Source organism: Alcanivorax sp. DP30, assembly GCF_009882945.1.
Taxonomy (GTDB): Bacteria; Pseudomonadota; Gammaproteobacteria; order Pseudomonadales; family Alcanivoracaceae; genus Alcanivorax.
Genome location: NZ_WTUY01000002.1, coordinates 766,166 through 790,315, shown reverse-complemented (window position 1 = coordinate 790,315; position 24,150 = coordinate 766,166). Strand labels below are relative to the sequence as shown.

Genomic DNA, 24,150 nt, shown 5'->3' with positions numbered 1-24,150 from the left:
ATGATGACAATGCCCTCTCGGCAACGTGGACTTTCCCTGATCAGCTGGATGGTGATCCTGATCGTTGTGGTGATTCTTGGAACTGCCGCATTTCGGATGGTGCCGGCTTATATGGAATACAACACCGTTGCCACTACTATCCGCACCACGCTGCAGGACAGCAGGGCGGCGATGATGTCCCCGGGTGAAGTCAGGGAAGGGATTCGCAAACGCTTCATGCTTAATCAGGTTAAAGTGATTACGTCAGATGATGTGGAAATTTACAAGGAAGGGGCACTGCTCAAAGCCGAGATCGACTACGAAGTTCGTGAGCCCATGTTCTATAACGTGAGCATCGTCATGACCTTCAAGAAAGAGTTCAGTAAAGACGTGCGCCAGTGACCCAGAATCTGGACCGCCTGATGCCCCGCCTGGGGTATCAGTTCAAAGATCAAGAGCTTCTGGCGCTGGCCCTGACTCACCGCAGTGTCAGCCGCCACCGCAACTATGAGCGGCTCGAGTTCCTCGGTGATGCCCAGCTTGGCCAGATAATTTCGGTCGCCCTGTTTGAACAGTTTCCGGATGCCGCAGAAGGGCAGCTTACCCGTATGCGGGCGTCGCTGGTTCGTGGCCAGACACTGGCACAAGTGGGGCGGGAGCTTGGCCTTGGTGAGCACCTCCTTCTCGGGGGAGGCGAATTGAAAAGTGGGGGGTATCGGCGTGATTCCATTCTTGCTGATGCCCTGGAGGCGATCATCGGAGCCACGCTGCTGGATGGCGGTGAAGAGGCATGCCGCAAGATGGTGCTGAACTGGTTTGCTGAGCGCCTTGAGGCCACCAATCCGCAGAATGCACAGAAAGATGCCAAGACCCGTTTGCAGGAATGGTTGCAGGCTCGCAAATTTGAACTGCCGACCTACCAGGTGACCCGGGTGGAGGGGTTGGCGCCAAAGCAGACCTTTGATGTCACCTGTGAGCTGGAACAGATGCAGCAAACCTTCGTGGCCCAGGGGGCCAGCCGCCGTAAGGCAGAGCAGCAGGCGGCGGCAGACGCGTTGACCTGGCTGGAGCAGCAGTATGACTGATCAAACCAAAACGCCTACCCGTTGTGGGATGGTTTCCATTGTGGGCCGCCCCAACGTGGGCAAGTCGACACTGATGAACCACCTGATCGGGCAAAAGGTGAGTATTACCTCCCGCAAGCCCCAGACGACCCGTCATCGTATCCATGGGATTCATACCCGGGATAACTTTCAGATCGTGTTTGCTGACACGCCAGGTATCCATACCGGACAGGACCGGGCTTTGAACCGTGCAATGAATGACGCGGCGGTTTCCACGCTAAGCGGTGTGGATGTGGTGTGCATGATGGTAGATGGCCTGAAATGGACGCCTGGCGATGAGCATGTGCTGTCACTGCTGCCTGGCAAACCGGATGTGCCGGTGCTGCTGATCATCAACAAGGTAGACAACCTTGAAGACAAGGCGGAATTGCTGCCTTACATCGAGAGCTTGACTGCCCGCTACCCCTTTGATGCTGTGGTTCCTGTGTCTGCCCTGAAGGAGCAGAACCTGGATGAACTGGAGAAGGCCCTGGTTGCGCGTCTGCCGGAGGGGGATTTCTGGTATGACGAGGATCAGCTGACGGATCGTAGCCTGCGATTCATGGTGGCAGAAATCATCCGTGAGAAGGTGGTGCGTCAGCTGGGCCAGGAAGTTCCCCACCAGGTCAGCGTGGAAGTGGAGCTGTGGGAAGACGGGCCGCGAGTCACTGATATTTCGGCCGCAATCCTGGTAGAGCGACGTGGCCAGAAAAAGATCCTGATTGGTGACAAGGGCGACCGGATCAAACAGATTGGCACCCAGGCTCGGGAAGATATCGAACGATTGATTGAACGCCGGGTCATGCTCAATCTGTGGGTGAAGATCAAGGCCGGCTGGTCTGATGATGCGCGGGCCCTGCGTTCCCTCGGCTATGATGAGCCGCACTGATCAGGGGCTACAACCCGCCTGGCTGTTGCATCGCCGGCCTTTTCGTAATACCAGTCTGATTGTTGAGCTGTTTGTGCCACAACTGGGGCGTGTCGGAGCGGTTGTCAGGGGCGGGCGCAAGGATCCCTGCCTGTCACCTTTTCGGCCCTTGCTGGTGGAGCTCAAAGCGTCAGGTGAAATGTATTCCCTGCGAGGCTGTGAGCCCCGCGCGCCGGCAATGAGCCTGCAGGGAAAGGCGCTGTACTGCGGTTTTTATGTCAACGAGCTGCTGACACGGCTGCTCCATCGTGATGACCCTCATCCGGATCTGTGGCCTCTTTACGAGCATACCCTTGAAGCCCTGCAACATGGCGAGATACTGGATGTGGTGTTGCGGCAATTCGAGACCGGCCTGCTGGAAGAGTTGGGCTACGGTATTGATCTGGGGCACGATATTCAGGGCGAGCCGGTGCGCCCGGACTGCTACTATCAGCTGGATCCGGAGCAGGGTTTGCTGGCTGCCAGCCAGGGCTACCCGGGCTCGGATCTGTTGGCCATGCTCAACGGTGATTGGCAACCGGACACACGCCGAACAGCCAGGCAGTTATGCCGAGCCTTGCTGGCACCGCATCTGGGCGACAAGCCCCTGAAGAGCCGCGAGTTGTTCCGGGAGAAGTGACAATCAGCTACGGGCTGTGAGCCAGAAGCTAAAGAAATATTCCGAGAGTCCGCGCATGCCGGGCCTAATAAAAGCGTTCTAAGGTGAATTTCATGTCCAGAGTCCTCCTCGGCGTTAACATCGATCACGTTGCCACCCTGCGCCAGGCGCGGGGTACCCGTTACCCGGAGCCGGTACAGGCTGCACTGGTGGCGGAGCAGGCGGGGGCGGACGGGATTACTGTTCATCTGCGTGAAGATCGCCGGCATATCAATGACCGTGACGTGGAGCTGCTGGCGCAGACCTTGCAGACGCGCATGAATCTGGAAATGGCCGCCACAGAAGAAATGGTCACTATCGCCACGCGCATCAAGCCACCCCATTGCTGTCTGGTGCCGGAAAAGCGGGAAGAACTGACCACCGAAGGTGGCCTGGATGTGGTGGGAAATCAGGAATGGATAGCGCAGTGCTGCAAGCGGCTTGGAGATGCAGGGATAGACGTGTCACTGTTTATCGATGCTGATGCGGCACAGATCCGTGCGGCCGTTGAGTGTGGCGCTCCCACCATTGAAATTCATACTGGCCATTATGCCGATGCAGCAACCCCTGCAGCGCAGCAAAAGGAACTGGAGCGTATTCGTGAAGCCACGGCGCTGGCACTTGAGCTGGGTCTGGTTGTCAATGCGGGGCACGGGCTGCATTACCATAACACCTTGCCGATTGCGGCTATCCCGGGCATGAACGAGCTGAATATTGGCCACGGCATCATCGCCCGGGCGGTGATCAGCGGCCTGCATCAGGCGGTGAAAGACATGCGGGATCTGATGGATAGTTTGAACGCCTGACGCTGGAGGCCGGAAGATAAAGCGCCGTATTCGTTCGAATACGGCGCTTTTTTACGTCAGGCGCTCAGCATCTGGCGTTTGGTGTTCTACATTGGCAAGACTTCAAATGTCCCCAGGTATTGCAGCCGGCGTTCGTCAGCTTTCTTGTGGCTGGTTTTCTTGTCGGAGGTGCCAGCCTGAAGGAAATAGCGCCCGGCAGAAGGCCAGCGGATTTCCACCATGCCTTCCTTGTCACTGGTGGCACTCCAGTCGTGCTGGCTGTCTCGGTACCGCGTACCGCCGGGCACCAGTTCCACCTTCAGCCCCTTGGCAGGTTTGCCGTCCACCAGTAATCGCCATTTGGCCGTCTCGCCCGCGTACAGATCATTGGGGTGGGTCAGGAATTGGATTTCGAGCCCCTTGCCGGATGGTCTGAGCGGCTCGCTGTTGGGGGCGCCCAGGGTGACGATGGTTTCCAGTCTGTTATGTGATTCCATGATCCTGATGTTGCTTGCGTTGTCGGGCAGGGCGCTGAGCATCTTGTCGGCATCATCGCCCCGGGCACGCTTGCGCTCTCCGTCCACCTCGTACATCAGGAAGAAGCCGGGCTTGGCGACGGCAATGCGATAGCTGCCTTCCTGTTCCAGCCTGACATCAAACACGCTGCGCGTGTGCATGGCTGCGATGTTCTCAACGGTGGCAGCCTTGCCGTCTGGCCCGGTTACAACAACACTCTCAACGGGATACGCTCTTTCAAAACCGAAAATCTCATTGGAAATGCTGGCGTCCACGGTAACCCACTGAGGTTCGGAAACGGCGGTATGGCTGGGCAGTAACCACAGCTTGTGTGCGTGGGCGGGCAGGGTAGCAGCCAGCAGGGCAACCATGACAACGTTTCTGGACAGGGAATGCATTCGACTCTCCTTTACGGGGGTATGTTTACTTCGATATCAGGGATCAATGGTCAGAGTGACCGATCCCAATTCGTTATTTCCGTCAGCCTGTTGTGTCTGGGGCTCCTGAGCTGGCCATGTGAAGGGCAGGCGGAGGACTTCACGACCACCCACCTCTCGGGCGGCCTCTACCACCAGCGTGTATTCACCGGCTGGCAGTGTCTGCAGGCCATCCAGTTCACCAAAATTAATGCTGTGCTTACCCGGCGGACGGGTAGCGCCAGTCAGGCCATCGTAGGGACTGGATTGGCTGCGGCCGGTGCGGCGCCACCACTGGCGGATATCCTTGAGCCATTTCTCCTGATCGTCGTACCACAGCCCAAGGGGCAGAATGGTGGAGCGGTCCGGGTTTTCTACCCAGAAGGCCACATAGGGCGAGTGGTATTCGGCAACCCGCAGCCGTTGCACTTCCACGTCAACCTGGAAACTGGCCGAAAAACTTTGCCCCGCGAGCAGGGCAAGACAAGCAGTCAGAAGTACACGCATGGTGATTTCCTTTAATGCATGAAGAAAATGATGAGTAGCCAGGGCAGAACCAGCCCCGCAAGCGTGACCGGCCAGGTGGCCGGGCGGCGTTTGGCGTGCAGCACCATCAGTCCCAGCCCAGTGAAGGCAAAAAGCAGACTGGCCACGGCAAAAATATCGATAAACCAGGCCCAGGCCGCACCGGTATTGCGGCCTTTGTGGAGGTCGTTGAAGAACGCGATCCAGCCACGGTCAGTGATTTCCGCTTCAACCTGTCCATCCATGCGGTCAATGGCCAGCCAGGCGTCCCCGCCCGGCCGGGGCAGGGCCAAGTAGATTTCGTCACTGCTCCATTCCGCAGACTCCTCCCCGATACCTAGTCCCCATTGATGATTCAGCCAGTCACGAATGTTGGCTGGGAGAGGGCCTTGACCTGTTTTTTGCAGGTTATGGGTCAGTGGAGCCGGAAGCCGGCCTTCATGGAGGGTCCGCTTGGGACTGGCCGGAATGTCAGCCGCATGATTGAGAGTGATCCCCGTGGCGCTGAATAGCATCAGACTAATCAGGCAAAGCGCAGAGCTTACCCAGTGCCATTGGTGGAGTTGTTTCAGCAAGAAGGCCTTGCGTTTTTTATTCACGGTGTGGCTCACGGCAGCATGAAGCCCGGAATCGTAATGAGAATTGTTATCTTTGGGTAGAGGAGGAACTGTAAAGAATGTAAGGACCCTGCTTGCGATGGGAATTGTGTAATCTTAAGGTTTTAAATACACATGATAATGATTACTATTTGCGGATGAGTAATGTTCATGCCTTTGCTCCGCATCTTCTGCTTATGGGGGAGAGAAGTGAGTTGGATACAGAGTTGGTCGATGGGGCCGTTGCCATAACGGCCTTTCAGGACGCGGCGATGGCGCTATCGGAATCCGCCAGGGTGGACTTTGACCTGATCTTGCTGGACCTGGATGGGCACTTGCCGATGGCTGGGGCTGATTTGCTGGTGGCCTTGCGCAAGATCAGTACGGCCCCCGTGATTGCGCTATCAGCCCACACTGACGAGCAGGCTCGAATCGCAACCTTACTGGCAGGTGCGGATGACTATCTCCCCAGACCATTCAGCCAGCAGGAACTCTGGGTAAGAATTCTGGTTTTACTCAGGCGTGTGAAGCTGGGACGTCAACCAGGGCTTGCGCTTCAGAAACAGGGCGATTGGCAGTTATCCGTTGACGGGGAACAGTTCAGCTATCGAGGTGTCACGCTTGGCCTGACCAGTACAGAAGGTCGCTTGCTGAAAGTACTGCTTGAGCACCCACAACAGGTATTGAGCAAGCGTTTTCTCTATCAGGCAGTGCTCTGCCGGGATTGCGGGAGACATGATCGCAGTCTTGATCTGCATGTCAGTAACCTGCGCAGAAAACTGAAAAAGGCAGCGGTGCCCGGTTCGCCGCTTCGCACGGTTTGGGGCCAGGGTTACACGTTGGAAATGTCATAGGCTGGCTTGTGAAAAGGTGACCAGCGCTGTGATGTCAGCGCTGGTCATGGGTTTACATCATACCCTGAAGACGCGCGCGGAAGTCGGCATCCTGCTGTGCCAGACGAATGATCTGGTTATAGGTTTGCACTTTCAGGCCGCTTTCCTGCACGGCTGAAGCCAGCGCCTGCTGCGCTTCTTTCTTTATTGTCATGGCCTGTTCAGGTTTGTCCTGATGGTCCTGAAGTTTTCGTGAATATTCCTGCTGAATCTGTCCCATTTGTTTCTGGGTGTCGACGAATCTCTCAAGCTGCTGTTGGGAAAAATCTTCGGCACTGGGGAGGGCCGCTTGACTGGGGGCAACCAGGGAGTGTTGCTTTTCCGGTGGTTGCTGTGCGGCTGCCGGTCCTGCCAGGCCAAGAGTGGCGGTGACGAGTGAGGCGAGCAGAATGGTTGTCTTCTTCATTTAGGTTCTCCCGTTGCGCCCCGGTAACGAAGCGCGACATTTGCCCGTTTTAAGGGGCGCCTGTTTCGTGGGACAGGTCTGGCTACTGAAGTTCCTCGTCAGCCAGCAAAAAAAGCGAGTTGTGACAAGGGTCACTAAATGCTCGCCCTGTACCTTTCCTTGCCCGGTGAACCAGCGATAAAGCAATTTGGGTCATCCCATCAGGGGCTGTGACGGCGCAAGATGGATGCCAACAGGATTTTACAAGGAGAAACGCAATGGGGCGGTCTAACTGGCATCCGGGATTGATTCCTGATCTGAGGGGCAAGACCATTCTGGTGACAGGGGCCAACAGTGGCATTGGTCTGGAAGCAGTGAAACTGTTTGCCGCCAACGGTGCCGAGGCAATCATGGCATGCCGCAACACGGCCAAGGCAGAAGATGCAGCCGGGCAGGTGCGGCAGGCAACACCTCAGGCGAATCTGGTTATCATGCCGCTGGATCTGGCCGATCTGGATTCCATTGGTGCATTTGCAAAAGCGGTGAAAGACAGGTTTCACAAGATCGATGTACTGCTGAACAACGCTGGCCTGATGGCGCCGCCTCTGCAACGCACCAAAGACGGCTTCGAGATGCAGTTCGGGACAAATCATCTGGGGCACTTTGCGCTCACGGGGCAGTTGCTGGAAATTCTGGAGAAGGCGCCAGCCCCCCGGGTGGTACAGATTTCCAGCGTCATGCATCGCATTGGCAAGTTTTACTGGGACAACCTGAACGCAGAAAAAGGGTATTCACGGTGGGCATTTTATGGTCAAAGCAAGCTGGCCAACCTGGTGTTTGCCCGGGATTTGAGCCGCCGCTTGCAGGAGGCGGGCTCCAGAATTGAGGCGTTTGCGGCTCATCCGGGGTACTCGGCCACACACCTGCAGGACACCATGCTCGGTGGGCAGATCTTCAACAAGATGATGGCTCAATCAGCCAGCATGGGCTGTTTGCCTGGCGTCATGGCGGCCACCAGCGATGGGGTAGAGCCTGGAGGCTATTACGGCCCGGATGGGCGGCTCTTTGAGCTGCGAGGCTACCCCGCCCGTTCCTATGCCCGGCGGATTGCCTCAAACCGGCAAGTGGCGCAACGTCTCTGGGATGCGTCTGAAGCGCTAACCGGTGTTCGCTATTTGAATGGCTAAGCTCGGCGGGGGGGGGGGCCGAATCAGGCAGCCGGGATGGTGAATGCCGCTTTCTGGCATAGGTAAATGGGCGGTTTTCCCCTAGAATTTGTCTCTTCCATTCACATTCGGAGCAGCAAGACTATGGGGCGCGCCTTTCAGAACCGCAAAGAGTCCATGGCCAAAACCTCGGACATGAAGGCCAAGGTGTATAGCCGCTATGGCCGTGAGATCTACGTCTGCGCCAAGTCCGGAGGGACCGATCCGTCCGCCAATCTGACTCTGCGCAGCATGATTGAACGTGCCAAGAAGGATCAGGTTCCTTCCCATGTAATCGAGAAGGCGCTGGACAAGGCCAGTGGTGCGGGCGGTGAAGACTTTGCACCTGCCCGTTACGAAGGCTATGGCCCGGGTGGCTCCATGGCCATCATCGAATGCCTCACCGATAATCCCAACCGTACCTTCGGCGATGTGCGGGTGGCTTTCACCAAGACCAAGTGCAAGATCGGCACCCAGGGCACCGTGGCGCATATGTTCGACCACGCTGCCATTTTCCGCTTTGCCGGTGAGGATGAAGACAGCGTACTGGAAGCGCTGATGGAAGCCGACGTGGATTTGACTGATGTGGAAAGTGAAGACGGCATGATCACTGTCTTCACGCCCAATACCGAATTCGCCAAGGCCCGTCAGGCGCTCACCGAGGCATTTGAAGGCATCGATTTCGAAGTGGAAGAGATCCAGTTTATTCCCCATGCCTACACCACGGTGGAAGGGGATGATCGGGAGCTGTTTGAGAAATTTCTGGCCATGCTCAACGATTTGGACGATGTACAAAACGTCTATCACAACGTGGAGCTGTGATTTATTGCCGCCAGCGCTCCCTGGTGGCGGTGTTTGGGTTTATGTGCCGGTTGCGGATTGTTTGCCGTATTTTCCTGTGAAAAACCATGATCATTATTGATTGGCAGGGGGTTCCTTGAAGCGCGACGAACACGAGGTGATCGGCAAGATCTATGAGACGGCACTGTCACCAGGTGACTGGGTGGATCTGCTTGGTACGATGGCCGGCTGGACGGATTCCTCGGCACCGGCTGCAGTGACTCACGAAAGCAGAGCTGGCGGAGGGCGTCCTAATCAGGATCTTCCCGCCCAGCAGCACTCAGAAGTGGACGCGCTGGTTGAGCATCTGGAGCGTGCCGTTCGTTCCAGCTCCTATATGCATGCGCTGGAAGACCGGACCAGTGTGCTTAATGCCATGTACAACCAGATGCCCTGGCCGATGCTCATGTTGGGTGAAAATCTGCATGTGCTGGAATGCAATGCAGTGGCACGCCAGGTGCTGGTTGATGGACCGGTCCGCCTGAGGACTGATCGAGAGCTGGTATTTCAGGACCGTCAGCTGAAAAAATCCCTTGAGCGGGTCAACCAGCTGGCCGATGGGCGCGGACCACAGTTGCTTGCCTCTCCGGAAAACGGCATTTCACTGCTTTGTCTTCCGGTGCGAAAGTCTGATGCGCCGGGGCCGATCAGTCTGGTTCGCACCATTGTCTGGGTGCTGGATGGCCACAGTGTCGTGACCCCGTCACCGGAATTGCTGCGCTCGCTTTTCAGTATCACCGAGGCAGAATCCCGCCTCCTGCATTTGCTCTGCAAGATAGGCAACCTTCAGCAATGTGCCCAGCTGCTGAATATCAAGATCAGTACGGCACGCTCCCAGCTGAAGTCGATCATGGGCAAAGTCGGTGCCTCAAGTCAGGTGCAGCTGGTCAGCCATGCCATGGGGCATGCTCTGGCGCAGGTCGCCCGACTCCCCAAGGATGTGGATGACGACGAAGAACAGACGGTGACCCTGCCGGATGGCCGGGTGTTGAGCTGGTATGAGTATGGTGACCCGCAGGGACGGCCGGTGATTTCCCTGGAAAATCAGGGTGCTTCCATGCCCGATCATTCCATGTTCGATGCCTGGTACCGTGAGAAGGGCTTGCGGGTAATCATGGTTGTTCGGCCGGGCTATGGTATTTCGACTTACAAGGCAAATTTTCAGTTTCAGGATTTTGGCAAGGATATCCTGTTTCTTTGCGAGCATCTGAAGATCAGCAAGCCGGCTCTCGCCGCTTATTGTGGCGGTGGGCCCTATGCTCTGTGTGCTGCGGTTCAGTATCCGGACAGTTTTTCGTGTCTGGGGTTGCTGGGCACTACACTGGCTATCGAACACTTCGAAGTGGACAAGCTGGATCCGTTGCATCGCATGTGCGTACAGATTTCCCGTCGTGATCCACGCTTGTTCATGCTGATTGGCAAGCTGGGGGTGCGGGGCGTACAGAAAGCGCCGGAAAAGTTTTACCGGATGCTGGCTCGCGGTTTATCCAGTGCTGACAAGGCCTTCTTTGACAACCCCGATTATCTTGCCCGCACCATTCGCCGCACCCATCGCAGCCATTTCCAGGGGGCGCGGGTGATGATGGAAGAGTACCTGAACCATCTGCGGCCGCTGGGGGTGGATCCGGGCAAGATCCAGATCCCGGTATTGCAGTGGCACGGTGAGACTGATGGCATTGTTTCCATTGATGGCGCTCGCAGTCTGGCCGCGGAAATCCCCAATGTCCGTTTCCGCTCTTTCCCTGATCTGGGGCATTTCCTGATCTATGATCTGTGGCAGGACTTTCTCACCGAACTGCTGGCGCTCTAGCCGTCAATCTTTGTTTTCAAGGCGGTTTAGCGTGAACGCCTGAGATACCTCGTTTTTTGTGACACATGCGGTTGTCTTGACGGAGGTCAAGCCCGGCAGTTTCAGTCAGAGCGAAGATACCTCCACATTCGCTGCGCTGAGGACCGCACCATGGAACAGAACCTTTCTCGCAATCAGGACCACTTTCTTGGCTATGTGGTACGTGACAGCCGCACCGGTGAGTTTCGCAGCCACGGGTCCGTTCCTGCCCCACTGGCGGTTCCTGCCTACGTGGCAACGCCGGCCTGGGCGCATCGCTATGTGGATTTTGAAGAAGCACGTGCGGCGGCGATGAGGTCAGAAGGAGAGGTGGTAATGCTGTGCGACCGCAAGGGGCGTTATACGGTGAAGGTGCTCAATCATCAGAGCTGCCGGCCGCCAGCGGGCTGAAGCGACAGGCAGGCTTCGGGGAACAAATCGGGTGCTCATCTGTGTCGCTAAAGCACCTGGTCTGCGTCAGAGAAGATTCAAACAAGCAGGCAATGGCTGCTCTTTTCTGCTTGGAGATGAACGTTTTGGCTTTGCCGCATCTGGCAAGCAGCCCGCTAGCGTGTGACGCGCACCAGCATCCCGAACATGGGATGGTCGAAGTAATAGACGTCGCTGCCGGTGAGGCGGCGGCTTTCGCTGATGTCTACGTAGAAGCGTTCGCCGTTGTTTTCGGTGTTCAGCCACAAGCGTGGAGACACATGCACAAAGCGGGATTCGCTGAATTGCAAGGTGCCTTCCAGTTCAGGGACTTCGCCATCGTCGGTGGTGATGGTCTGTCCGCCACGAATATACACTGGGGTGGTATCAGCCTTGTTGCCAATGGTCTGGCGCCAGCCCGCGTGGTAAAGCTCGCGGTAGTCACCGGTGCTGGCCATGCGTTCCATCATGTACTGCAGAGAGGTCTCTTCCTCGGAGAGCGGTTGCCAGGCGCCCCGGGCCACATCGCCGGGGTTGGCATGATCGCTTTGCTCCGGCGCGCCAATAGTAACGGACTGGCTAGCGTAACGGGGCTGTAGCGCGGTATTCCAGATTTCCTCTGAAACTGGATGGTTACGGGCAAACACCAGCACCTCTACCTTGTACCAGCCGGCTGCCAGGGCAGAATTGGCCGCTGTGGCCAGTACCATCAACAGTAATGCTCGACGCATTGAAAACTCCTTTTGCCGCCTGAGGTTCAGGCGTTGACACCGATGCAAACTATACCACTCTGGCTGCCTAATTCACCGGGCAAAACCGCCGGCGAGGGAAAATTGTGACGAGGGGAGCGGGTTCAGTTCAAAGTTGAAAGTTGAAAGTTCAAAAGCACGGATCGGGTTTGCTGTTCTATAAATGCCGTGTCCGCGCCTGCGGTTACTGGCGCGCGGAGACAGGGGTTCGGATTGTCTCCACACCAGGCCGCATTTCAACTTAGAACTTTCAGCTCGCTCTTAGTCCTTCTTAATGCTTTGCGCTGACAGCCGTTTCAGCAGGGCTTCCACCGCTTCGATACGCTCTTCAGCTGTTTCACTGCTTTCCACGAATCGCAGCATGTTGGCGCCTTCCAGCTTGAATCGGTTGGGACCGGACTGAACCAGTTTGACGATGGTCAGCGGGTCTACCGGGGTACGTTCGCCGAATTCCACCTTGCCGCCAGTGGCGTGGGCGTCCAGGCGAATGATGCCGAGTCGGTCGGCTTGTTGCCGGAGTTCGGTGACCGCAAACAAGTTTTTCACCGGTTCCGGTAACAGCCCGAAGCGGTCGATCATTTCTACCTGCAGCTCCCTGAGACCGTCGCGGGTCTTGCAGCCGGCGATGCGTTTGTACAGGGTCAGTCTACTGAAGACATCCGGCAGGTAGTCCTCGGGAATCAGTGCCGGGATGCGCAAATTCAGTTCCGGTCCGCCGCTGAGTGGTTTCTCTACGTCCGGTTGCTCACCCCGTTTCAGGGCTTCTACGGCCTGCTCCAGCATTTCCATGTAGAGGCTGAAACCGATGGTTTCGATGTTGCCGTGCTGTTCCTCGCCCAGCAGTTCTCCGGCACCACGAATTTCCAGATCCTGGCTGGCGAGCATGAAACCTGCACCGAGATCGGTGGCTTGCTCAATGGCTTCCAGGCGTTTGAGTGCATCCTTGGTCATCACCTTGGGGCTTGGCGTTATCAGGTAGGCGTAGGCCTGGTGATGGCTGCGGCCCACCCGGCCACGGAGCTGGTGCAGCTGGGCCAGGCCAAGCTTGTCGGCCCGGTCGATAACAATGGTGTTGGCGCTCGGCACATCAATACCGGTTTCCACGATGGTGGTACAGACCAGCACATTGAAGCGACGGTGATAGAAGTCACTCATCACCGCTTCCAGTTCCCGCTCGCGCATCTGACCGTGGGCAATCCCTACGCGGGCATCTGGAACCAGTCTGCGGATGTCTTCCGCGGTCTTTTCCATGGTGTCGATGTCGTTGTGCAGGTAATAGACCTGGCCACCACGGAGCAGTTCCCGCAGCAGGGCTTCCTTGATGGCGGTGTCGTTATGTTGCTGCACAAAGGTTTTAACGGACAGGCGTTTCTGTGGCGGGGTGGCGATGATGGAAATATCGCGCATGCCGCTCATGGCCATGTTCAACGTCCGCGGGATTGGCGTCGCGGTAAGAGTGAGAATGTCGCACTCGGCGCGCATTTGCTTGAGGCGTTCCTTGTGACGCACCCCGAAGCGGTGCTCCTCGTCCACGATGATCAAGCCAAGATTGTCGAATGCCACGGTTTCCTGCAGCAATTGATGGGTGCCCACAAGGATATCCACCTTGCCTTCCTTGAGCCGTTGCAGCACCTGGGTCTTTTCCTTGGCGCTGCGGAAGCGCGACAGCACTTCGATGTTCACCGGCCAGTCGGCGAAGCGGTCAGAGAAGGATTCATAATGCTGCTGGGCGAGCAGGGTGGTGGGCACGAGCACCGCCACCTGAGTCTGGTTTTCTACCGCCACGAAAGCCGCGCGCATGGCCACTTCGGTCTTGCCGAAGCCCACATCGCCGCACACCAGTCGGTCCATGGGATTGCTGGACTGCATGTCTGCCACCACAGCGGCGATGGCGGCCTGCTGGTCCGGGGTTTCTTCAAACGGGAACCCGGCGCTGAAACGCTCGTAGTCGCTCATGTCCACATCGAACTGGCGGCCCTGGCGAGCTTCACGGCGTGCATAGGTGTTGAGTAACTCGGCAGCCACATCATGGATTTTTTCGGCTGCTTTCTGGCGCGCCTTGCTCCACTGTTCGGTGCCGAGCTTGTTGAGTGGCGCGGTGTCTCCACCGCCGTAGCGGCTGATGAGATGGAGTGAGGAGACCGGCACATAGAGCTTGTCGCCTCCAGCGTATTCCAGCAGCAGGAATTCGTGTTGCTGACGGTCCACCTCCATGTGGGTCAGGCCCAGGTAGCGGCCAACCCCGTGTTCCAGATGTACCACCGGAGACCCCACGGTGAGCTCGCCAAGGGAACGGAAGGCCTGCTCCGCGGCGCCGTCGTCACTGCTGGATTTTCGGCGGCGGCGCTGCAAGACCCGCTCACCGTAGAGGTCGTTTTCGGTGACCACCAGCAGTTGGTGTTCGGGGGCATAAAAGCCCGCATCCAGTTCACCGCGGGTGAGACTCCAGCGAGCGGGTTCGGCGATAAAGTCCGGCCAGTTGTCTTTCATCACCGGCTGGATATGAATTTTCTGCATCAGCTCAAGCAGGGCTTCGCGGCGACCTGCGGTTTCTGCACAGATCAGGATGCGGGTATCCGGATGGGCGTCGGAAAAGGTGTGCAGCAACGCCAGGGGATTGCTGGCACGCACATCGGCGGTGAGAGGAGGCATCGGGGCCACATCGAACCGGATGGCCCGCTCTTCATTGTTTGTGCTGCTTTCATTTTGTCGTGCCCGGGGATGTTGCTTCAGCGCGGCGCCCAGTTCTTCCGGCCGCAGGTAAAGCTGCCAGGGAGCCAGAATGGGACGGTGGATGTCATGGCGGCGGGATTCGTAGCGTTGCTCCACATCCTCCAAGAAATGCTCGATGGCCGGCTGGCAATCCGCCAGCTCTACCAGTCGCACATCGTCTGGCAGGTAATCAAAGAGCGTGGCCATATGGTCAAAGAAAAGGGGCAGATAGTATTCCAGCCCGGGGGCGGCCAGTCCGTCGGTGACATCCTGGTAGAGCGGCACGTGGCGGGTGTCCACATCGAAGGTGTCGCGAAAGTTGCTGCGGAAGCGGGCGATACCTTCGGCGCTGAGCGGGAACTCTGCCGCCGGCAGCAGGGTGATGTCGTCAACCTTGCCGGTGGAGCGCTGGCTCTCTGCCTCAAAAAGGCGAAGGGATTCAATTTCATCATCGAACAGTTCGATGCGGAACGGCTGGATGGCCCCCATGGGATAGATGTCCATGATGGCACCGCGCACGGCGAACTCGCCGTGCTCGTAAACGTTGTCTCGTTGCCGGTACCCGGAGGCCACCAGCCTGCCGCGGGTGGCTTCCATATCAAACAGGTCGCCGACCTTGAGCAGGAAGCTGTTGCCGGTGACATGCAGTGGCGGCGCCAGACGTTGCATCAGGGTGTTCACCGGCACCACCAGAATACCCTTGTGGGTGGTGGGTAGCTGGTGCAGTACGCGGATACGGTCGCTGATGATGTCCTGGTGTGGGCTGAAGTGATCGTAGGGCAGGGTTTCCCAGTCCGGGAACAGCATGACGGTGGTGCCGCTGCCGGCAAGATAGAAACTCAGGGAGTCCGCAATCTGCTGGGCGCGCCCGGTGTTGGGCGCCAGTACTACAAAGAGATGATCCTGACTGCGCGCCAGCTCGGCCAGTACCGCGGCCATGCTGCCTGCATCGAGGCCGGACCAGTCCTTGAAATGTTCACGTCCACTGGGGAAGAGGTTGCTGTCGGGGAGTAACTTCATTCAGTCCCGGTTCCTGCTGTTCGCTGGGGATTAAGGCAGCGTATTGTAGCCGTGCCGGCGTCAAGGGGCCATGGAGGAGCAAGCTTCAAGCTACAAGCTGCAACACGGGGATGGTTTGTCGTGTCTTGAAAGGCGAGGTGCTTCGCGCTGATGGGGCTGTGGTAACGATAGCCCGCGCTGCGGCGCGGCTCGGGCGTTTGATGGGTGGCTACGGATCATGATTCGTGTTGCAGCTTGTAGCTTGCCGCTCCAAACCAGTCAGTTGCGACTCGTTGCTGGCCGGTTCTGACATTCGGCCCGGCCTGACTGAACAAGATCGGCCTTTGGCGTTACCATGTGGTTTTGCTTTGCGCTGAGGGTGAAAGATGAAAGCACCAGTTCGGGAGCTTCTGGATTTGTTTGACCTGGAACAACTGGAAAACAACCTGTTTCGCGGCCAGACCCAGGCCAATGGTCAGCGGAGTGTTTTTGGGGGGCTGGTTGCCGGGCAGGCGTTGCTGGCCGCCTCTCGCACTGTGCCGGAGGATCGGCCTGTTCATTCTCTGCATGCCTATTTTCTGCGCCCTGGTGATTTCAATGTGCCCATCGTCTATGACGTGGACCGGATTCGTGATGGCAAGAGCTTTACCACGCGAAGGGTAAACGCAATCCAGCATGGCCGGCCGATTTTCTCCCTGGCGGCGTCTTATCAGGAAGTGGAGCAGGGTGCTACGCATCAGGCGGACATGCCAACAGTGCCGGATCCGGAAACCCTGGATACGGATCAGGCAATTCGGCTGCAGCTGGTTGAGCGCCTGCCGGAACAGTATCGCAAGGATTTTCTCCTTGAGCGCCCGGTTGAGTTTCGTCCGGTGACCCCGCTGGACCCTATTTCGTCTGAACCCAAGGCGCCGGTGCGTGAAGTATGGTTCCGGGTCGTGGACAAGGTCGAAGCCAGTCCCATGCTGCAACGGGCGCTGCTGGCCTACTGTTCCGACTTCGGACTGATGGGTACGGCCATGCTGCCTCATGGCATGAATTTCTGGCAGGCCAATACCCAGTGCGCGAGCATCGACCATGCCATGTGGTTCCATAATGACTTCCGAATTGACGAATGGTTGCTCTACCGCAGTGACAGTCCTTTCGCGGGGGGCTCCCGGGGCATGAACTTCGGATCGATCTACCGTCAGGATGGCACCCTGGTGGCGTCCGTGGCACAGGAAGGCCTGATTCGTCAGCATCCGTCCGACAGTCCGGCCTGATGAAACGTCTCCCGGCACTGCTTGAAGAGGTCAGTGCTTGCCGGCTGTGCGAAGCGCATCTGCCGTTGGGGCCAAGGCCTGTGGTGCGTGCGGGGGAGGGTGCTCGCCTGCTGATCGTAGGCCAGGCACCGGGCACCCGGGTTCATGAAACCGGTATTCCCTGGAATGACCCCTCCGGGGATCGCCTGCGTGACTGGCTGCAACTGGACCGGGACGCGTTTTACGATGAGCAGCGCATTGCCATTATTCCCATGGGATTCTGCTATCCAGGCCGAGGCAAGGGGGGCGATCTGCCACCCAGGCCGGAGTGCGCGCCCCAATGGCACGGGCCGCTGCTGGCGGAACTGCCCGACCTGCGTCTGACCTTGCTGGTGGGGCAGTATGCCCAGCGCTATTACCTGCCAGGGGCGAGCAAGACGCTGACCGATAACGTGCGGGAATACCGCAAGGCCCTTGAGCACGGTTTTTTCCCTTTGCCACACCCCAGCCCCCGCAACCGCCTGTGGCTGCGCCAGCGCCCCTGGTTCGAGGAGGAGGTGCTACCAGTGCTGCGGGAGAGGGTGGGGGCCGTGTTATAACCTATTCTGAGGGCTGGGAAGTTTCTCGTGACGAGATGCGAGTCGCGAACAGCGACCCCCTTCCTTCCTGCCTGTGCTGGCCTCAGGCCTTTTTGCCTTTCAACACTCGTTCTTCGTAACTCGCCTCCCCGCCGTTTGGCCAACGAGCCGTCGCTCCCGCAAAATATGCCATCGCGATGTACTCCCCGGCTGGATAAACGCGCCGTTTGGCGGTATCATCCGCGCCCCAAACTCCACCGCTGGTGACCAGTGAAGCCGGGCCCTCCAGAGCCATGAAACGGTTTCCGTCGCCTGAACCCAAACTGAGAGGGGCATCTCCGTGAGCAAACTGGAAGACCATTTCGGCCGCTGGAAGAACCGCGAAGAAATTGCAGAAGGCATGATTCCGATGATCGGCCGCCTGCAGCGCGAAAAGAACGTGACCACTACCGTTTACAGCCGCGCCCTGGTCAACAAGTCTGTTATCCAGATCCTGAAAGCACACCGTTTCGTCAAGCAAATCGAGGACTCCGAGCTGTCTGTCGTGGACACCTTCCCGGTTTTGCAGGAAGTGGCCAAGCTGGACCTGGGTGCTTGCCGTATTGATGTGGGCAAGCTGGCGGTGGAGTACAAGAAAGATAACCGCGGTCTGTCCATTGAAGATTATGTCCGTGAAGAGCTGGCAGAAGCCGTGAGCAGCAAGGTTTCCCTGGCTGAACCCACCGATGTGGTGCTCTATGGCTTTGGTCGTATCGGCCGCATTCTGGCCCGCCTGCTGATTGAAAAAGTGGGTTCCGGCAATGGTCTGCGCCTGAAAGCGATCGTGGTACGTGAATCCGGCAAGGGCGACCTGCAGAAGCGAGCCAGCCTGCTGCGTCGCGACTCCGTGCACGGCCCGTTTGCCGGCACCATTGCCGTTGATGAAGAAGAAAATGCCATCATCGCCAACGGTAACTTCATCAAGGTGATTTACTCCAGCGACCCGAACACCATCGATTACACCCAGTACGGCATCAACAATGCCGTGGTGATCGACAACACCGGTAAATGGCGTGATGTGGAAGGCCTGTCCCAGCACCTGAATCGTCCGGGTGTGTCCCGCGTGATGCTGACGGCGCCGGGCAAAGGTGATATGAAAAACATTGTTCATGGTGTGAACAACAACACCATCGAAGATGCTGACAAGATCATCTCCGCCGCCAGCTGCACCACCAATGCCATCGTGCCGCCGCTGAAAGCGCTGGAAGACAAGTTTGGTATCGAGTTTGGTCACGTAGAGACGGTGCATTCCTACACCAATGACCAGAACCTGCTGGATAACTTCCACAAAGGCCCCCGTCGTGGTCGTGCTGCGCCGCTGAACATGGTGCTGACCGAAACCGGTGCGGCTACTGCCGCCGCCAAGGCGTTGCCTTCTCTGGCCGGCAAGCTGACCGGGAATTCCATCCGCGTTCCTACTCCGAACGTGTCCATGGCGATCCTGAACCTGACCCTGGAGAAGGAAACCACCCTGGAAGAGCTGAATGAGTACCTGCGCTGGGTGAGTCTGCACTCTCCGCTGCAGCGTCAGGTGGACTTTGTCAGCAGCCCGGATGCCGTTTCCACCGATTTCGTCGGTTCCCGTCACGCGTCCGTCATCGACGCCGAGGCTACCATTGTCAACGGGCGCCATTGCGTACTGTATGTGTGGTACGACAATGAGTTTGGCTACAGCTGTCAGGTTTTGCGTATCCTTCAGCAGATCTCCGGGGTGGAATACCCGCAGTATCCGAAGGACTGAACCTGAGCAATGAAAAGGGCCCGCAGCACTGCGGGCTTTTTTTCGGCTACCTTATGGCGCCAAAAACGTGCACATTCGGCGCGCCTGACTGGTGCGATGCGACAAAAGTCGGTCGCCAAGCCTCTGGCGGATAAGCAGTCGCGTCTTTATAATGTGCGCCGCCAGCTATGGCTGGCTCCCAAGTGCAAATTCCGGATTTTGCGTGAATCCCCGGCGATTGCCCAGTTTACGGGTGATTTCTGGAGATTTGCCTCGACTTCAGCAACACGCAACGTGGGCGAGTAACTATGATTAAAATCAGGAAGGGCCTGGATCTGCCCATCACTGGTGCACCGCGCCAGGAGATTGAGGAAGGTCACCAGGTTCGTTCTGTTGCCGTGCTCGGCGGTGACTATGTGGGTATGAAGCCCACTATGGAAGTCCGCGAAGGCGACATGGTCAAAAAGGGCCAGGTTATCTTCACAGACAAGAAAACCGAGGGTGTGAAATACACCGCTCCTGCGGCTGGCAAGGTGATCGCGGTCAACCGCGGCCACAAGCGCGTACTTCAATCCGTGGTGATTGAAGTGGCCGATCAGGAAGATGAAGTCACCTTTACCTCCTACAGCATCGACCAGCTGTCCAGCATCGACCGCGCTGCTGTCCAGCAGCAGCTGGTGGATTCCGGTGAGTGGACCCTGCTGCGTACTCGCCCTTTCGGCAAGGTGCCGGCGCTTGAGTCCACCCCGAACTCCATTTTCGTTTCCATTCTGGACACCAATCCGCTGGCCATGGAGCCGGCAGTGGTGATCAAGGAAAACGAGCAGGCGTTCCGTGCCGGTCTCACCGTGCTGAGCCGTCTCACTGACGGTCCGGTGTGGGTATGCCGTGGTCCCAAGACAGATCTGCCCAGTTTCGCTGGCGGTCAGGTGCGCGAAGAAACCTTCGCGGGCAAGCACCCGGCTGGCAACGTGGGTACCCAGATCCATTTCCTGGACCCGGTCAGCATGAACAAGACGGTATGGTCGCTGGGCTATCAGGACGTGATTGCCATCGGCAACCTGTTCCTCAATGGCAAACTCTCCAGTGAGCGTGTTGTTGCCCTGTGTGGTCCCCAGGCCAAGACGCCGCGCCTGCTGCGTACCCGTGTAGGTGCCAGCGTGGAAGATTTCACCCAGGGTGAACTCAAGAGCGGTGATAACCGTCTGGTGTCCGGTTCCGTGCATAACGGCCACAACGCCCGCGGCCCGCTGGCCTGGCTGAACCGCACTGCCAACCAGTTGACGGCCCTTCGAGAAGGGCATGAGCGTGAATTGCTGGGTTACATCTCCCCCGGCGTCAATCGCTTCTCGCTCATGAACATCTATCTGTCCAAGCTGATGCCCGGCAAACGCTTCAACTTCACCACCACCACCAATGGCTCCGAGCGTGCAATGGTACCGGTGGGTGCGTATGAAGAAGTGATGCCGCTGGATATCCTGCCCACCCAGCTGCTGCGTTCCCTGATTGTTGGGGATACTGACGGCGCAACTGCGCTGGGCGCTCTGGAGCTGCTGGAGGAAGACCTGGCCCTGTGTACCTTTGTGTGCCCGGGCAAGTATGAATACGGTCCGATCCTGCGCGACAACCTCACCACCATTGAAGCGGAGGGCTGAGCATGGGCTTGAGAAATTACCTGGACAAGAAGGTTGCCCCGCATTTCCATGAAGGCGGCAAGTTCGAGAAGTACTACACCTTCTATGAAATGTTCGACACCATGCTGTACAGCCCGGATTCCGTAACCCGGTCCGGCTCGCACGTACGTGATGGTCTTGATCTGAAGCGCATCATGATGACGGTGTGGTTCTGCACGTTTCCGGCCATTCTGTTTGGCCTGTGGAATACCGGTTATCAGGCGAACATGCAGATTGCCGAATTGGGGGCAACCCCGATTGCCGGCTGGCGCAGCGATCTGGTGATGGCCCTGACCGGGTTTGATCCCGGCAGCATGCTGGCGAACTTCCTGCACGGTGCGGTTTACTACATTCCGATCCTGTTGACCGTGTACATCGGTGGCTTCATCTGGGAAGGCCTGTTTGCCTGGAAGCGTGGCCACGAAGTGAACGAAGGTTTCTTCGTCACGGGTATCCTGTTCACCCTGATCCTGCCCCCGGCGATCCCGCTGTGGCAGGTATTCCTGGGTATTTCCTTCGGTGTAGTTATCGGCAAGGAAGTGTTCGGTGGTACTGGCAAGAACTTCCTTAACCCGGCACTGGTCGGTCGCGCATTCCTGTACTTCGCATACCCGGCTCAAATGTCCGGTGATGCAGTATGGACTGCCGTAGATAACTTCTCTGGCGCCACCTCCCTGTCTCTGGCCGCTTCCGGCAACCTGGACTACGCGGTGGGCCTGACAGCCAATGCACTCAATGAAGGCGCTGCGGCTGCTACGTCCAGCCTGGCCTGGATGAACACCTTCCTGGGTAATATTCAGGGCAGCATCGGTGAAACCTCCACCCTGGCGATCCTTATTGGTGGCGCGGCATTGTTGCTGACCAAGATCGCTTCCTGGCGCATCGTGCTGGGTGTGTTTCTGGGTATGGTGGGCATGTCTGCAGTGTTCAACGCGGTGGGCTCTGACACCAACTTCATGTTCGATATGCCATGGTACTGGCACCTGACCGTAGGCGGTTTCGCCTTCGGCATGATCTTCATGGCAACTGATCCGGTGTCTGCGTCCATGACCAATACCGGCAAGTACGTCTTTGGTGCCCTGATCGGTGTGATGACTGTTCTGATCCGGGTGATCAACCCGGCTTTCCCGGAAGGCATCATGCTGGCAATCCTGTTCGGTAACCTGTGTGCGCCGCTGATTGACTACTTTGTCACTCAGGCAAACATTCGTCGTCGTCTGCGTCGTACCGGGGGAGAAGTGTAATGGCTGGAAATAACGAAAGCGTCAGCAAGACATTGCTGGTTGCCTTCCTGGTGTGTGTGGTCTGCGGTGTGGTGGTTGCCACCGCCGCCGTGAGCCTGCGCCCGGTGCAGAACGAGAACAAGCTTCTCGACAAGCGCAAGAATATTCTTCAGGCAGCAGGCATGTACGATGCCGGTAAGGGTGTTAATGAACAGTTCGAGCTGATCGAGCGCAAGTTCGTTGACATCGACAGCGGTGATTACGTTGAGATGCCTGAGTCCTACGATCAGCGTAAAGCGGCCAAGGATCCCAAGCAGTCCGAGCGCCTGTCGGGTGATGTGGATACGGCTTCCATCAAGAGCCAGGCCAAAGTGGCTGAGGTTTATCTAGCAAAGGATGAGAATGGCGATCTGAGCCGAATCATTCTGCCGGTTCACGGTTATGGGCTGTGGTCCACGCTGTACGGTTTTCTGGCCCTGGAGCCGGATGCCAATACGGTTGCCGGACTGGGCTTCTATGAGCATGCAGAGACTCCCGGCCTGGGTGGCGAAGTGGACAATCCCAAGTGGAAAGCCCTGTGGCATGGCAAGAAGCTTTACGGTGACCAGGGTGAAGTTGAGATTCAGGTCATCAAGGGTACCGTGGAAAGCAACACGCCGAATGCCGAGCACAAGGTGGATGGCCTGGCGGGCGCTACCCTGACCAGCCAGGGTGTCAGCAACCTGCTGCGCTTCTGGGTGGGTGAAAACGGCTTCCGTCCCTACCTGCAGCGCATGCAGCAAGAGGACAGTGTGATAGACGTCAGCAACACGGTGGAATCCAGCGACCAGCCGGAAGGAGACGCGTAATGGCGGAGAAAACCAAGGACATCCTGTTAGGTCCGATTTTCGACAACAACCCCATCGCGCTGCAGATTCTCGGTATCTGTTCCGCGCTGGCGGTCACCAGCAACCTGAGCACTACCGTGACCATGTGTATTGCTCTGACCGCGGTAACCGCATTCTCGAATCTTTTCGTGAGCACCATCCGTAATTCGATTCCGTCGAGCATCCGGATCATCGTGCAGATGACCATTATTGCCTCGCTGGTAATCGTGGTGGATCAGTTCCTTAAAGCCTATGCCTACAGCATTTCCAAGCAGCTGTCGGTATTTGTGGGGCTGATCATCACCAACTGTATCGTGATGGGCCGCGCTGAAGCCTTTGCCATGAAGAACCCGCCGCTCCCGTCCTTCCTGGACGGTATCGGTAACGGTCTGGGCTACTCCGTGATCCTGCTGGGTCTGGGCTTCACCCGTGAGTTGCTGGGTGCAGGCAGCCTGTTCGGTCACCAGATTCTGCCGAAGGTTTCCGACGGCGGCTGGTACATGACCAATGGCATGATGCTGCTGCCGCCGAGCGCGTTCTTCCTGATTGGTCTGTTCATCTGGGCAATTCGCGCCTGGAAGCCAGCCCAGGTGGAAGCCGATGACTTCAAAATGAAGCCCAACACCCGTGTCAGCGACGCGTTTTAACGGAGACGAGGAATGTTTGAACATTATGTAAGCCTGTTCGTCCGCGCCGTCTTTGTTGAAAACATGGCGCTGGCTTTCTTCCTGGGTATGTGTACGTTTATCGCCGTATCCAAGAAAATCTCGACTGCAATCGGTCTTGGTGTGGCGGTGGTTGTGGTACTGACCATTACCGTGCCGGTGAACAACCTGCTGCTCACCTACCTTCTCAACGAAGGCGCCTTGTCCTGGACTGGCATTCCCGAGCTGGCCAAGCTGGATCTTCGCTTCCTGGGCCTGCTGAGTTACATCGGCGTGATTGCGGCGCTGGTACAGATCCTGGAAATGACGCTGGACAAGTATGTGCCCAGCCTCTACAACGCGCTGGGCATCTTCCTGCCGTTGATCACCGTAAACTGCGCCATCATGGGGGCGTCCCTGTTCATGGTAGAGCGCGACTACAACTTCGGTGAGTCCGTGGTTTATGGTTTGGGTGCCGGTACCGGTTGGGCGTTGGCAATCACACTGCTCGCGGGTATCCGTGAAAAATTGAAGTACAGCGATGTTCCTGACGGCCTCAAGGGCCTGGGTATCACCTTCATCACCGTGGGTCTGATGTCACTGGGCTTCATGTCATTTTCCGGCGTGCAGCTGTAAGGAAG

24 protein-coding genes are annotated in these 24,150 nt (G+C 57.6%); 18 read left to right on the top strand and 6 right to left on the bottom strand.

Translation table 11 applies throughout. The annotated features are described in order from the left end of the window. From GQF00_RS04230 to pdxJ, 5 genes are all read left to right on the top strand, one after another. On the top strand, window positions 1-381 hold the full coding sequence (locus GQF00_RS04230; RefSeq protein WP_237440372.1) for a DUF4845 domain-containing protein: 381 nt from the start codon (window positions 1-3) through the stop codon (window positions 379-381). A gap of 20 nt (window positions 382-401) precedes the next feature. Then, window positions 402-1,064 (top strand): ribonuclease III, encoded by a 663-nt coding sequence (rnc, locus tag GQF00_RS04225; protein ID WP_202560381.1) that lies wholly within the window; start codon window positions 402-404, stop codon window positions 1,062-1,064. Beyond that, the gene (gene era / locus GQF00_RS04220) at window positions 1,057-1,971 is read left to right on the top strand and encodes a GTPase Era (RefSeq protein ID WP_161317872.1); all 915 of its coding nucleotides are present in this window, start codon (window positions 1,057-1,059) and stop codon (window positions 1,969-1,971) included. Before rnc ends, era begins: the two co-directional genes overlap by 8 nt. Further along, on the top strand, window positions 1,955-2,629 hold the full coding sequence (gene recO, locus GQF00_RS04215; protein WP_237440371.1) for a DNA repair protein RecO: 675 nt from the start codon (window positions 1,955-1,957) through the stop codon (window positions 2,627-2,629). Before era ends, recO begins: the two co-directional genes overlap by 17 nt. Before the next feature lie 92 nt (window positions 2,630-2,721). Beyond that, complete coding sequence (gene pdxJ, locus GQF00_RS04210) at window positions 2,722-3,453, top strand: pyridoxine 5'-phosphate synthase (RefSeq protein WP_161317870.1); 732 nt, start codon at window positions 2,722-2,724, stop codon at window positions 3,451-3,453. A gap of 86 nt (window positions 3,454-3,539) precedes the next feature. On the opposite strand, the gene GQF00_RS04205 is transcribed toward pdxJ, so the two are convergent. Genes GQF00_RS04205 through GQF00_RS04195 form a run of 3 tightly spaced genes read right to left on the bottom strand, consistent with a single transcriptional unit; the run spans window position 3,540 to window position 5,488 of the window. Further along, window positions 3,540-4,346 carry a DUF4198 domain-containing protein gene (locus tag GQF00_RS04205; protein ID WP_202560337.1) on the bottom strand — a complete coding sequence of 269 codons (807 nt, stop codon included), beginning with the start codon at window positions 4,344-4,346 and terminating at the stop codon, window positions 3,540-3,542. Window positions 4,347-4,382: 36 nt separating this feature from the next. Continuing rightward, complete coding sequence (locus GQF00_RS04200) at window positions 4,383-4,871, bottom strand: DUF2271 domain-containing protein (protein WP_161317869.1); 489 nt, start codon at window positions 4,869-4,871, stop codon at window positions 4,383-4,385. Window positions 4,872-4,882: 11 nt separating this feature from the next. Further along, window positions 4,883-5,488 (bottom strand): PepSY-associated TM helix domain-containing protein, encoded by a 606-nt coding sequence (locus GQF00_RS04195; protein ID WP_161317868.1) that lies wholly within the window; start codon window positions 5,486-5,488, stop codon window positions 4,883-4,885. Window positions 5,489-5,580: 92 nt separating this feature from the next. On the opposite strand from GQF00_RS04195, the gene GQF00_RS04190 reads away from it, so the two are divergent. Then, the gene (locus tag GQF00_RS04190) at window positions 5,581-6,339 is read left to right on the top strand and encodes a response regulator transcription factor (RefSeq protein WP_237440370.1); all 759 of its coding nucleotides are present in this window, start codon (window positions 5,581-5,583) and stop codon (window positions 6,337-6,339) included. A gap of 52 nt (window positions 6,340-6,391) precedes the next feature. Here the strand turns inward: GQF00_RS04190 and GQF00_RS04185 are convergent, their stop codons facing one another. Then, a complete protein-coding gene (locus GQF00_RS04185) occupies window positions 6,392-6,784 on the bottom strand; it encodes a DUF4168 domain-containing protein (RefSeq protein ID WP_161317867.1) in 393 nt (130 codons plus the stop codon). A 257-nt stretch (window positions 6,785-7,041) separates the two neighbouring features. On the opposite strand from GQF00_RS04185, the gene GQF00_RS04180 reads away from it, so the two are divergent. From GQF00_RS04180 to GQF00_RS04165, 4 genes are all read left to right on the top strand, one after another. Next, a complete protein-coding gene (locus GQF00_RS04180; protein WP_161317866.1) occupies window positions 7,042-7,950 on the top strand; it encodes an oxidoreductase in 909 nt (302 codons plus the stop codon). Between the two features lie 123 nt (window positions 7,951-8,073). Continuing rightward, a complete protein-coding gene (locus GQF00_RS04175) occupies window positions 8,074-8,790 on the top strand; it encodes a YebC/PmpR family DNA-binding transcriptional regulator (protein WP_161317865.1) in 717 nt (238 codons plus the stop codon). A gap of 115 nt (window positions 8,791-8,905) precedes the next feature. Next, on the top strand, window positions 8,906-10,618 hold the full coding sequence (locus GQF00_RS04170) for an alpha/beta hydrolase (RefSeq protein WP_237440369.1): 1,713 nt from the start codon (window positions 8,906-8,908) through the stop codon (window positions 10,616-10,618). Window positions 10,619-10,768: 150 nt separating this feature from the next. Next, entirely contained in the window at window positions 10,769-11,047 is a 279-nt protein-coding gene (locus tag GQF00_RS04165) for a hypothetical protein (protein WP_161317864.1), read from the top strand. Between the two features lie 155 nt (window positions 11,048-11,202). Here GQF00_RS04165 and GQF00_RS04160 read toward each other — a convergent pair whose 3' ends face one another. Together GQF00_RS04160 and mfd are read right to left on the bottom strand one after the other, a co-directional pair. Beyond that, a complete protein-coding gene (locus GQF00_RS04160) occupies window positions 11,203-11,796 on the bottom strand; it encodes a CsiV family protein (RefSeq protein ID WP_161317863.1) in 594 nt (197 codons plus the stop codon). A 279-nt stretch (window positions 11,797-12,075) separates the two neighbouring features. Beyond that, window positions 12,076-15,546 (bottom strand): transcription-repair coupling factor, encoded by a 3,471-nt coding sequence (mfd, locus tag GQF00_RS04155; RefSeq protein ID WP_161317862.1) that lies wholly within the window; start codon window positions 15,544-15,546, stop codon window positions 12,076-12,078. A gap of 365 nt (window positions 15,547-15,911) precedes the next feature. Here mfd and tesB point away from each other — a divergent pair, with 365 nt between their 5' ends. The 8 genes from tesB to nqrE all read left to right on the top strand — a co-directional run bounded on the left by tesB (window position 15,912) and on the right by nqrE (window position 24,145). Then, window positions 15,912-16,787, top strand: coding sequence for an acyl-CoA thioesterase II (gene tesB, locus GQF00_RS04150; protein WP_161317861.1), 876 nt, complete (start codon window positions 15,912-15,914; stop codon window positions 16,785-16,787). Continuing rightward, window positions 16,787-17,365, top strand: coding sequence for a uracil-DNA glycosylase family protein (locus tag GQF00_RS04145; protein ID WP_161317860.1), 579 nt, complete (start codon window positions 16,787-16,789; stop codon window positions 17,363-17,365). Before tesB ends, GQF00_RS04145 begins: the two co-directional genes overlap by 1 nt. A gap of 319 nt (window positions 17,366-17,684) precedes the next feature. Then, window positions 17,685-19,124, top strand: coding sequence for a glyceraldehyde-3-phosphate dehydrogenase (locus tag GQF00_RS04140; protein ID WP_161317859.1), 1,440 nt, complete (start codon window positions 17,685-17,687; stop codon window positions 19,122-19,124). A gap of 287 nt (window positions 19,125-19,411) precedes the next feature. After that, a complete protein-coding gene (locus tag GQF00_RS04135) occupies window positions 19,412-20,758 on the top strand; it encodes a Na(+)-translocating NADH-quinone reductase subunit A (protein ID WP_161317858.1) in 1,347 nt (448 codons plus the stop codon). A 2-nt stretch (window positions 20,759-20,760) separates the two neighbouring features. Beyond that, entirely contained in the window at window positions 20,761-22,020 is a 1,260-nt protein-coding gene (locus GQF00_RS04130) for an NADH:ubiquinone reductase (Na(+)-transporting) subunit B (protein WP_161317857.1), read from the top strand. Further along, a complete protein-coding gene (locus GQF00_RS04125) occupies window positions 22,020-22,847 on the top strand; it encodes a Na(+)-translocating NADH-quinone reductase subunit C (RefSeq protein ID WP_161317856.1) in 828 nt (275 codons plus the stop codon). Before GQF00_RS04130 ends, GQF00_RS04125 begins: the two co-directional genes overlap by 1 nt. After that, complete coding sequence (locus GQF00_RS04120) at window positions 22,847-23,512, top strand: NADH:ubiquinone reductase (Na(+)-transporting) subunit D (protein ID WP_161317855.1); 666 nt, start codon at window positions 22,847-22,849, stop codon at window positions 23,510-23,512. Before GQF00_RS04125 ends, GQF00_RS04120 begins: the two co-directional genes overlap by 1 nt. Window positions 23,513-23,524: 12 nt before the next feature. Further along, complete coding sequence (gene nqrE / locus GQF00_RS04115; RefSeq protein ID WP_161317854.1) at window positions 23,525-24,145, top strand: NADH:ubiquinone reductase (Na(+)-transporting) subunit E; 621 nt, start codon at window positions 23,525-23,527, stop codon at window positions 24,143-24,145. The last annotated feature ends 5 nt before the right edge of the window (window positions 24,146-24,150 follow it).

Coding starts and splice junctions, on each gene's coding strand:
- GQF00_RS04230 (WP_237440372.1), top strand. CDS start 1: ATGATGACAATGCCCTCTCGGCAACGTGGACTTTCCCTGATCAGCTGG.
- rnc (WP_202560381.1), top strand. CDS start 402: ATGCCCCGCCTGGGGTATCAGTTCAAAGATCAAGAGCTTCTGGCGCTG.
- era (WP_161317872.1), top strand. CDS start 1,057: ATGACTGATCAAACCAAAACGCCTACCCGTTGTGGGATGGTTTCCATT.
- recO (WP_237440371.1), top strand. CDS start 1,955: ATGATGAGCCGCACTGATCAGGGGCTACAACCCGCCTGGCTGTTGCAT.
- pdxJ (WP_161317870.1), top strand. CDS start 2,722: ATGTCCAGAGTCCTCCTCGGCGTTAACATCGATCACGTTGCCACCCTG.
- GQF00_RS04205 (WP_202560337.1), bottom strand. CDS start 4,346: ATGCATTCCCTGTCCAGAAACGTTGTCATGGTTGCCCTGCTGGCTGCT.
- GQF00_RS04200 (WP_161317869.1), bottom strand. CDS start 4,871: ATGCGTGTACTTCTGACTGCTTGTCTTGCCCTGCTCGCGGGGCAAAGT.
- GQF00_RS04185 (WP_161317867.1), bottom strand. CDS start 6,784: ATGAAGAAGACAACCATTCTGCTCGCCTCACTCGTCACCGCCACTCTT.
- GQF00_RS04180 (WP_161317866.1), top strand. CDS start 7,042: ATGGGGCGGTCTAACTGGCATCCGGGATTGATTCCTGATCTGAGGGGC.
- GQF00_RS04175 (WP_161317865.1), top strand. CDS start 8,074: ATGGGGCGCGCCTTTCAGAACCGCAAAGAGTCCATGGCCAAAACCTCG.
- GQF00_RS04165 (WP_161317864.1), top strand. CDS start 10,769: ATGGAACAGAACCTTTCTCGCAATCAGGACCACTTTCTTGGCTATGTG.
- GQF00_RS04160 (WP_161317863.1), bottom strand. CDS start 11,796: ATGCGTCGAGCATTACTGTTGATGGTACTGGCCACAGCGGCCAATTCT.
- mfd (WP_161317862.1), bottom strand. CDS start 15,546: ATGAAGTTACTCCCCGACAGCAACCTCTTCCCCAGTGGACGTGAACAT.
- tesB (WP_161317861.1), top strand. CDS start 15,912: ATGAAAGCACCAGTTCGGGAGCTTCTGGATTTGTTTGACCTGGAACAA.
- GQF00_RS04145 (WP_161317860.1), top strand. CDS start 16,787: ATGAAACGTCTCCCGGCACTGCTTGAAGAGGTCAGTGCTTGCCGGCTG.
- GQF00_RS04135 (WP_161317858.1), top strand. CDS start 19,412: ATGATTAAAATCAGGAAGGGCCTGGATCTGCCCATCACTGGTGCACCG.
- GQF00_RS04130 (WP_161317857.1), top strand. CDS start 20,761: ATGGGCTTGAGAAATTACCTGGACAAGAAGGTTGCCCCGCATTTCCAT.
- GQF00_RS04125 (WP_161317856.1), top strand. CDS start 22,020: ATGGCTGGAAATAACGAAAGCGTCAGCAAGACATTGCTGGTTGCCTTC.
- GQF00_RS04120 (WP_161317855.1), top strand. CDS start 22,847: ATGGCGGAGAAAACCAAGGACATCCTGTTAGGTCCGATTTTCGACAAC.
- nqrE (WP_161317854.1), top strand. CDS start 23,525: ATGTTTGAACATTATGTAAGCCTGTTCGTCCGCGCCGTCTTTGTTGAA.